The sequence below is a fragment of the Chromatium okenii genome (assembly GCF_016583745.1).
GTDB lineage: Bacteria > Pseudomonadota > Gammaproteobacteria > Chromatiales > Chromatiaceae > Chromatium > Chromatium okenii.
The window spans coordinates 52,978-62,496 of the sequence record NZ_NRRQ01000016.1 but is presented as its reverse complement, the minus strand read 5'-3'; the positions used below and the strand labels follow the sequence as shown (position 1 = coordinate 62,496).

7 protein-coding genes and 1 CRISPR repeat array are annotated in these 9,519 nt (G+C 45.3%); all 7 genes read left to right on the top strand.

Features of this window, described 5'->3' with window-relative positions:
• A partial coding sequence (locus tag CKO12_RS08005; protein ID WP_338032717.1) for an aminomethyltransferase beta-barrel domain-containing protein occupies positions 1-330 on the top strand: 330 nt, incomplete at its 5' end.
• A gap of 88 nt (positions 331-418) precedes the next feature.
• Positions 419-5,629: direct repeats of the CRISPR family, unit length 37 nt; unit sequence GTTGCAACGCTAAATCCATTACAACAAGGATTGAAAC.
• Positions 5,630-5,634: 5 nt separating this feature from the next.
• Positions 5,635-5,823 carry a type II toxin-antitoxin system HicA family toxin gene (locus tag CKO12_RS08000; protein ID WP_200154213.1) on the top strand — a complete coding sequence of 63 codons (189 nt, stop codon included), beginning with the start codon at positions 5,635-5,637 and terminating at the stop codon, positions 5,821-5,823.
• A gap of 3 nt (positions 5,824-5,826) precedes the next feature.
• Positions 5,827-6,141: a type II toxin-antitoxin system HicB family antitoxin gene (locus CKO12_RS07995; protein WP_200154211.1), complete on the top strand. Its 315-nt coding sequence runs from the start codon at positions 5,827-5,829 to the stop codon at positions 6,139-6,141.
• Between the two features lie 103 nt (positions 6,142-6,244).
• Positions 6,245-6,433, top strand: a complete 189-nt coding sequence (locus tag CKO12_RS07990; protein ID WP_200154212.1) for a type II toxin-antitoxin system HicA family toxin — start codon at positions 6,245-6,247, stop codon at positions 6,431-6,433.
• Between the two features lie 3 nt (positions 6,434-6,436).
• A complete protein-coding gene (locus CKO12_RS07985; protein ID WP_200154211.1) occupies positions 6,437-6,751 on the top strand; it encodes a type II toxin-antitoxin system HicB family antitoxin in 315 nt (104 codons plus the stop codon).
• Between the two features lie 372 nt (positions 6,752-7,123).
• A complete protein-coding gene (locus CKO12_RS07980; RefSeq protein WP_200154210.1) occupies positions 7,124-9,028 on the top strand; it encodes a pre-peptidase C-terminal domain-containing protein in 1,905 nt (634 codons plus the stop codon).
• 81 nt (positions 9,029-9,109) lie between these two features.
• On the top strand, positions 9,110-9,304 hold the full coding sequence (locus CKO12_RS07975) for a hypothetical protein (protein ID WP_200154209.1): 195 nt from the start codon (positions 9,110-9,112) through the stop codon (positions 9,302-9,304).
• Positions 9,305-9,519 lie beyond the last annotated feature (215 nt).

Below are 9,519 nucleotides of genomic sequence, written 5' to 3'. Positions count from 1 at the left end.
GAGGGAGCGTGGTATGTGGCGGCGAAGGATGCGGCGCGTAACGCTTTGATTTTAGTACAAAATCACGATCATCCGCTGTTGATGACGAGTGCGCTCGTGATCGAGCCGGTGCATTGGATCGGGGGTGCTCCACCGGCACTTCCGTTTTCGTGCGCGGCGCGACTGCGGCATCGACAGCCACTGCAGAACTGCGTGGTCGAGGCCGCGGAAGGTGGATTTCGAGTGCAATTTTCGTGCCCGCAGCGTGCAGTGACGCCGGGGCAATCAGTGGTGTTCTATTTTCGAGACGAATGTTTGGGTGGCGGTGTGATTGAAAAAATCGTAAATTGAATCACGAAAAATAAAGGAAATAAAGGAAATAATTTTTTAATTTTGAGCTTGACTTGAGAACAATTTTCGATTTATCCTTAATTCATAGGTTGCAACGCTAAATCCATTACAACAAGGATTGAAACCGCAGAAACAGCGCGCAGTGACGCCGGGACAGTCAGTGTTGCAACGCTAAATCCATTACAACAAGGATTGAAACGACGGTACGGGTAAGGGCGGCAATCCCTTACTATTTTGTTGCAACGCTAAATCCATTACAACAAGGATTGAAACCTCTTCAATTCGTTCCGGCAGCGTTAAAATCAGGTGCGTTGCAACGCTAAATCCATTACAACAAGGATTGAAACTCGACCTTGACCACAGGTTCCTTGTCCTTCACCGCAGTTGCAACGCTAAATCCATTACAACAAGGATTGAAACCAAACATCAATAAATGGGTGTGGATAATTTCGCGGTTGTTGCAACGCTAAATCCATTACAACAAGGATTGAAACATCCGACGACCTTTTCAACTGATTCAACACGGGCGACGTTGCAACGCTAAATCCATTACAACAAGGATTGAAACATTGAGTAGTAAATGGAGTGCGTTTTACTACGGTGTTGTGTTGCAACGCTAAATCCATTACAACAAGGATTGAAACTTGACGATGGCGGCGATTGCGCGTCGCGCCCAAGGGTGTTGCAACGCTAAATCCATTACAACAAGGATTGAAACTTATGCACCCGTGACCAGATTTCCGCCAGCGCCTTGGTTGCAACGCTAAATCCATTACAACAAGGATTGAAACGAGATAAACGGCTTTTTTGCTACCTAGTTTTTAAGGTTGCAACGCTAAATCCATTACAACAAGGATTGAAACGCTTGATGCTTTGGCAACGGGGATTCCGAAGCGATGGTTGCAACGCTAAATCCATTACAACAAGGATTGAAACTTCATGGTTCTCTCCAGTTGGTTAGGTTCAATCGTTTGTTGCAACGCTAAATCCATTACAACAAGGATTGAAACATAACAGTCGCCTGTTATCACTGCTAACGTCTATGCGTTGCAACGCTAAATCCATTACAACAAGGATTGAAACTTATCAAACATGCTGAATACTCCCTCTGGAGTTCTCAAGTTGCAACGCTAAATCCATTACAACAAGGATTGAAACTTCTACAAGAACGTTGAACTTTTTCATGCGAAACTCCGTTGCAACGCTAAATCCATTACAACAAGGATTGAAACAATAGGTCAAACAGCGCATTCCCAATGCCGGGGTATAGTTGCAACGCTAAATCCATTACAACAAGGATTGAAACACGCCGAGCGCACGGCTGCGGCTGGCGCAAGCGAGGCGTTGCAACGCTAAATCCATTACAACAAGGATTGAAACTTGAGAAGATGCTCAAAACGATGCAGCACCTTTTCGTTGCAACGCTAAATCCATTACAACAAGGATTGAAACGACGTCACGCGCCACCGACCTTCTTTCTCTTTAGCAGAGTTGCAACGCTAAATCCATTACAACAAGGATTGAAACGCAGTCTGCGCCGTGTGGCGATCAAGTGCGGCAGGTTGCAACGCTAAATCCATTACAACAAGGATTGAAACTCTAATTAGCGCGGATGTCCAAGTGAGACTAGCGCGGTGTTGCAACGCTAAATCCATTACAACAAGGATTGAAACGAACGTATCAATAACGCATTAAAGCGGCTTGACGCCGTTGCAACGCTAAATCCATTACAACAAGGATTGAAACCCCATCAAGGTGAAATGCCCAATGGGCAATACGATAGGTTGCAACGCTAAATCCATTACAACAAGGATTGAAACCAGCAACGCGGCAGCGTCCATCGCAAGTAAGCGTATCGTTGCAACGCTAAATCCATTACAACAAGGATTGAAACTTTTCAATCTGTGCGGCAGGCAATTTCAATCTCCGTGTTGCAACGCTAAATCCATTACAACAAGGATTGAAACTTTCGTTACTTTTTCTGTTTGAGCATTGACATGATTGTTGCAACGCTAAATCCATTACAACAAGGATTGAAACGCAATATGAACCAGACGGAAAAGATATTGGGCTGCGGGTTGCAACGCTAAATCCATTACAACAAGGATTGAAACCTGCGCTAATCCGGGGCGGGGCGCACTATCAAAAAGTTGCAACGCTAAATCCATTACAACAAGGATTGAAACCATTTTAGAGCATCGCGGATGGACGTGTTCCATCGGCGGTTGCAACGCTAAATCCATTACAACAAGGATTGAAACGGGGCGCGAGGATGGACTGTTGAATACAGCGCCGAGGTTGCAACGCTAAATCCATTACAACAAGGATTGAAACGTTATCTTTCGAGATGACGTGCGCAAGGCGTATCAAGTTGCAACGCTAAATCCATTACAACAAGGATTGAAACATAGACGGTTTTATCGGTATCGCACCACCACCACAGAGTTGCAACGCTAAATCCATTACAACAAGGATTGAAACAATTCACGACGGAAACACATTGAACCATTTCACAGCCGTTGCAACGCTAAATCCATTACAACAAGGATTGAAACCTGAAGGCTTGGTTACATGCGGCGAAAGAAACCGCACGTTGCAACGCTAAATCCATTACAACAAGGATTGAAACGCGTTGCCGTGCATTCAGCATTGAACGCTCCACCGGAGCCGAATGTTGCAACGCTAAATCCATTACAACAAGGATTGAAACGTCAAGCGACTAACTTATCCCGTCATCGCAATGACACGTTGCAACGCTAAATCCATTACAACAAGGATTGAAACCGGTCATGTGATGCGCTCCGGTTAGGGTGGCTTGCTGGTTGCAACGCTAAATCCATTACAACAAGGATTGAAACGAAATCATCAGTCTCCCATGTTGTCATAATAACACGCGTTGCAACGCTAAATCCATTACAACAAGGATTGAAACAATAACTCCATCCTAGTGTCGCCAACAAACACTGGTGTTGCAACGCTAAATCCATTACAACAAGGATTGAAACATGACGGTCTCAACACGCGCCACGATGCCGCTCGGTGTTGCAACGCTAAATCCATTACAACAAGGATTGAAACTTCGTTCCTCTAATTCCTGCCAACGCACCATCACCTTGTTGCAACGCTAAATCCATTACAACAAGGATTGAAACAGACTCCTAATAACCGGGAGTTTCGAGCTCGTGGTGGTTGCAACGCTAAATCCATTACAACAAGGATTGAAACGATACCAGTCGGCAGCGGCTACCGTCTGCGCATCCGAGTTGCAACGCTAAATCCATTACAACAAGGATTGAAACCTACCCGGCACGCGTCACTTGCGCTGAATTTACGCGGGTTGCAACGCTAAATCCATTACAACAAGGATTGAAACACCCTGACAAGAAAGCGTCAACCGTCGCCTCAACTAAAGTTGCAACGCTAAATCCATTACAACAAGGATTGAAACTCAAAATCCCAGACGGCAACACCTTGTTTTGCCCGTGCGTTGCAACGCTAAATCCATTACAACAAGGATTGAAACAGCAGGCGCGGGGAGTTCACAACGCAAACTTTCACCGTTGCAACGCTAAATCCATTACAACAAGGATTGAAACTAAACGTCTCCTGCGGTACATACCCAAGCTTCAACGCCTGTTGCAACGCTAAATCCATTACAACAAGGATTGAAACGCAATAGCGCCAGCGATGTCATCTTTCAATCAGGTGGTTGCAACGCTAAATCCATTACAACAAGGATTGAAACCCTAACTGCCGACTTTCAGGTGTTTTGGAACATCTTGTTGCAACGCTAAATCCATTACAACAAGGATTGAAACATGCAATGGCGGAGATTTAGCATGGACAATGATTTAGGTTGCAACGCTAAATCCATTACAACAAGGATTGAAACAGCAGTGCCCGATTAAATCCTGCGCCCGCCGTTTCCGTGTTGCAACGCTAAATCCATTACAACAAGGATTGAAACAGCAGTGCCCGATTAAATCCTGCGCCCGCCGTTTCCGTGTTGCAACGCTAAATCCATTACAACAAGGATTGAAACCAGCGGTGCGCACTAGCGTACATTTCACGAAGTGCTAGTTGCAACGCTAAATCCATTACAACAAGGATTGAAACCCGGATGCGAGTTCACCGGGCGCGTACCTGCCGCGAGTTGCAACGCTAAATCCATTACAACAAGGATTGAAACTCCCAGCATAACCATTGCCCGCCCGGCGGTAAATGTTGGTTGCAACGCTAAATCCATTACAACAAGGATTGAAACCAACTAGAAATAGGCTTAGGCGGACGGAAAACGCGGAGTTGCAACGCTAAATCCATTACAACAAGGATTGAAACTACAGTGCGGCGGTCTTCTTGGTGTCGATTGGCTGCCGTTGCAACGCTAAATCCATTACAACAAGGATTGAAACAGCGTGTAACTGGCTGTCTCGCAAACAAAAAAGCGCGGTTGCAACGCTAAATCCATTACAACAAGGATTGAAACCCTTCTTCAGTGATCGCATCCATAAGTTCGGCTTTCAAGTTGCAACGCTAAATCCATTACAACAAGGATTGAAACATAGCCGGTTGCCTCATCAATCAAGGCAACGATGCCGTTGCAACGCTAAATCCATTACAACAAGGATTGAAACGACCAAGATGATTTTCTGGAACAACAAGGATATACAGGTTGCAACGCTAAATCCATTACAACAAGGATTGAAACATGCCGCATAAATCGCGGCGGTCTTCTTCACGTCAAGTTGCAACGCTAAATCCATTACAACAAGGATTGAAACAATGATGTGCAAAGTCTTATCAGTTTGGCATTTAGCGGTTGCAACGCTAAATCCATTACAACAAGGATTGAAACACAAACAGTGATCCAGACGACGATACGGACACATGTGTTGCAACGCTAAATCCATTACAACAAGGATTGAAACGCGACAAGCGAAACTGGGTGAGAAACCGCGCTTCAGTTGTTGCAACGCTAAATCCATCACAACAAGGATTGAAACTACGCCTTCTGCCATGCGTCGGCTTCATAGCCCCTGTTGCAACGCTAAATCCATTACAACAAGGATTGAAACCGGTCATCATTTCAGGGCGGATACCAGTGGCATCTCGGTTGCAACGCTAAATCCATTACAACAAGGATTGAAACTGATTCTGAAATTATCTGGCTTAATCGCCGGACACCACGTTGCAACGCTAAATCCATTACAACAAGGATTGAAACACGCCGCGCAGCGTTCCATTGCCGCCGTGCTGGGCACAGTTGCAACGCTAAATCCATTACAACAAGGATTGAAACATAAAATGAATAGCGCGGCAATTATTAAACGCCTTTATTCTGAGGGTTGGATAATGGTGGGTGGAAAGGGCGATCATCAAAAATTCAAACATCCTCAAAATAACGGGCACGTTGTAGTGCCGCATCCTCGAAAAGACATTGCGATTGGTACGTTGCGCAATATCTATCGGCAAGCAGGATGGGAATGGAGTTAAAACATGTTATATCCTGTTTATATTCATCTTGGTGATGCACATCATGCGCATGGTGTAACGATGCCTGATTTTCCGGGCTGCTTTTCGGCAGCAGATGATTGGGTTATGCTTCCTGCTGCAATTCAGGAAGCAATTGACGTTTATTTTGAAGGTGAGGATATGGAAATACCACTGCCAACGCCGTTAGAAGTATTAGCAGTGAATCCTGACTATCAAGACGGGGCATGGTTACTTGTGGATGTTGATGTATCACGATTTCACAGCGAGTCTAAAACAGTGGAACCAAGCGAAGTGAGGCTGGCGGCGTTGCAACGCTAAATCCATTACAACAAGGATTGAAACTGCCGGGGTGTGACTTCACGCCATGCAGTAAACGAGTGTTGCAACGCTAAATCCATTACAACAAGGATTGAAACATAAAATGAATAGCGCGGCAATTATTAAACGCCTTTATTCTGAGGGTTGGATACTGGTGGGTGGAAAGGGCGATCATCAAAAATTCAAACATCCTCAAAATAACGGGCACGTTGTAGTGCCGCATCCTCGAAAAGACATTGCGATTGGTACGTTGCGCAATATCTATCGGCAAGCAGGATGGGAATGGAGTTAAAACATGTTATATCCTGTTTATATTCATCTTGGTGATGCACATCATGCGCATGGTGTAACGATGCCTGATTTTCCGGGCTGCTTTTCGGCAGCAGATGATTGGGTTATGCTTCCTGCTGCAATTCAGGAAGCAATTGACGTTTATTTTGAAGGTGAGGATATGGAAATACCACTGCCAACGCCGTTAGAAGTATTAGCAGTGAATCCTGACTATCAAGACGGGGCATGGTTACTTGTGGATGTTGATGTATCACGATTTCACAGCGAGTCTAAAACAGTGGAACCAAGCGAAGTGAGGCTGGCGGCGTTGCAACGCTAAATCCATTACAACAAGGATTGAAACCAACGCAGCGTGAGATACTCCTGCGCCTTTTCGTACAGGTTGCAACGCTAAATCCATTACAACAAGGATTGAAACCTAGGGCGTTGTACCCTAGTAACGCAGAAAGGTACCGGCACACATATCTGGCAGTAGATAATCAGCGCCTACAGCGCCTTGACCTCTAGTTAAATAAAAGAATTTTGGTTACAATCTTCTAGGAGTTACACAGTTGGATGCTAAGTGCCTGATTTTATTGAAACTTGGTTTGTGCAGTGCATGATCGCGTTTTCATAAAAATCAATGACTTAACTTTCAACTGCGTAACTCCTATCTTCAATAAATTGCCGTACAGTAATCAGGAGTGTGAATATGGCTACAGACACAGACTATGCTGCCAATACTGCGACTAAGGGAACGGTTGCAGTGAATGGATCAATATCTAGCACCATCGAAACTGGCGGTGATAAGGACTGGTTTCGCGTATCGCTCAACGCTGGTACCGTTTATACCATCGACCTCGAAGGCTCAGATACTGGTCAAGGAACGTTAAGCGATCCCTTTCTAAACGGCATCTATAACAGCAAGGGAACCTCAGTTGTTTCTGGGATTGATGGCGGTGGATACGGGCAAAATGCCCAATTGACCTTCATTCCAACCAAGACTGGCGACTATTACATTTCCGCTGATGGCGATGCTAACAGTATCGGTACTTATAAGCTGTCGGTAACAAGCGGTGCGACCGATTATGTTGACACTACTGCGACTAAGGGAACGGTTGCAGTGAATGAATCAATATCTAGCACCATCGAAACTGGCGGTGATAAGGACTGGTTTCGCGTGTCGCTCAACGCTGATACCGTTTATACCATCGACCTCGAAGGCTCAGATACTGGTCAAGGAACGTTAAGCGATCCCTTTCTAAACGGCATCTATAACAGCAAGGGAACCTCAGTTGTTTCTGGGATTGATGGCGGTGGATACGGGCAAAATGCCCAATTGACCTTCATTCCAACCAAGACTGGCGACTATTACATTTCCGCTGATGGCGATGCCAACAGTATCGGTACTTATAAGCTGTCGGTAACAAGCGGTGCGACCGATTATGTTGACACTACTGCGACTAAGGGAACGGTTGCAGTGAATGAATCAATATCTAGCACCATCGAAACTGGCGGTGATAAGGACTGGTTTCGCGTGTCGCTCAACGCTGATACCGTTTATACCATCGACCTCGAAGGCTCAGATACTGATCAAGGAACGTTAAGCGATCCCTATCTAAACGGCATCTATAACAGCAAGGGAACCTCAGTTGTTTATGGGATTGATGGCGGTGGACTCGGTAAGAATGCCCAAGTGACATTCACCCCAACCAAAACCGGCGACTATTACATTTCTGCCGATGGCTCTGGCAAAAGTATCGGCACTTATAAGCTATCGGTAACAAGCGGTGCGACCGATTATGTTGACACTATTGCGACTAAGGGAACGGTTGCAGTGAATGAATCAATATCTAGCACCATCGAAACTGGCGGCGATAAGGACTGGTTTCGCGTGTCGCTCAACGCTGGTACCGTTTATACCATCGACCTCGAAGGCTCAGATACTGATCAAGGAACGTTAAGCGATCCCTATCTAAACGGCATCTATAACAGCAAGGGAACCTCAGTTGTTTCTGGGATTGATGGCGGTGGACTCGGTAAGAATGCCCAAGTGACATTCACCCCAACCAAAACCGGCGACTATTACATTTCTGCCGATGGCTCTGGCAAAAGTATCGGCACTTATAAGCTATCGATTGACAATGGTTCTGGAGGCGTTACGCCAAACCTTACGCTAGAAGGTGGAAATGGACACGATCTGCTAGTTGGCGGCGTAGGAAACGATATTCTGCTAGTTGGCGGCGTAGGAAACGATATAATGACCGGCGGAGCGGGACGAGACACGTTTCGATTTGTAAGACTAAACCAAGACGACACACAAACTACTACGACAATCACTGATTTCACTTCTGGCGTAGATAAGCTTCAGTTTGTTGCTCCTAATTTTGGTAATCTTGCAGTTGGCGTTTTGTCAGAAAGTCAATTGCTATCTGCCACCACGCTTGGGGCAGCCAAGTCGATGATGACAACAAACAATCCGGTATTTCTCTACGAAACAGATGGTGGCGCTCTTTATTTTGATCCTGACGGTATTGGATCAGCATTAGATGTGTCAATTGCAACTTTGGGTACCGTCGATTTAGCTTTTTCAGATATACAGATATTCAGCGTATAGTATCCAGGAGTTACACAGTCGAAAATCAAGCATTTAGGAATCAAACTGCGTAACTCCTGTTTTTTAAAAATATTGATTACGATGATTTATCCAGCAACCAATTTTGTCAATATCATCATATTAAAACCTTGGCGCTTTCTAGCGCAGCGTTTCGAGAAAACTTTAATAAAAAAGCGAGGTTTGGAATTTACGCCAGATGCCGTACCTAAAACTGCTTCTAAAGAGATGAATTGTTTTCAAGCAATTGCGGTGCGGGCAATGCACGATGAATCATGATATTTACCATGCGCATTGTCGCTGCAATGCGCTGCATGATGGTAATGACCGGCTCGCCGTGATCGCGTTGCAACGCTAAATCCATTACAACAAGGATTGAAACATAACGGCGGGCAAGAGGGCGTCACTCGCTTGATCAAAGTTGCAACGCTAAATCCATTACAACAAGGATTGAAACTCTGTCCCGCATGTCTCGCACAGTGGCTCGCCCGCAT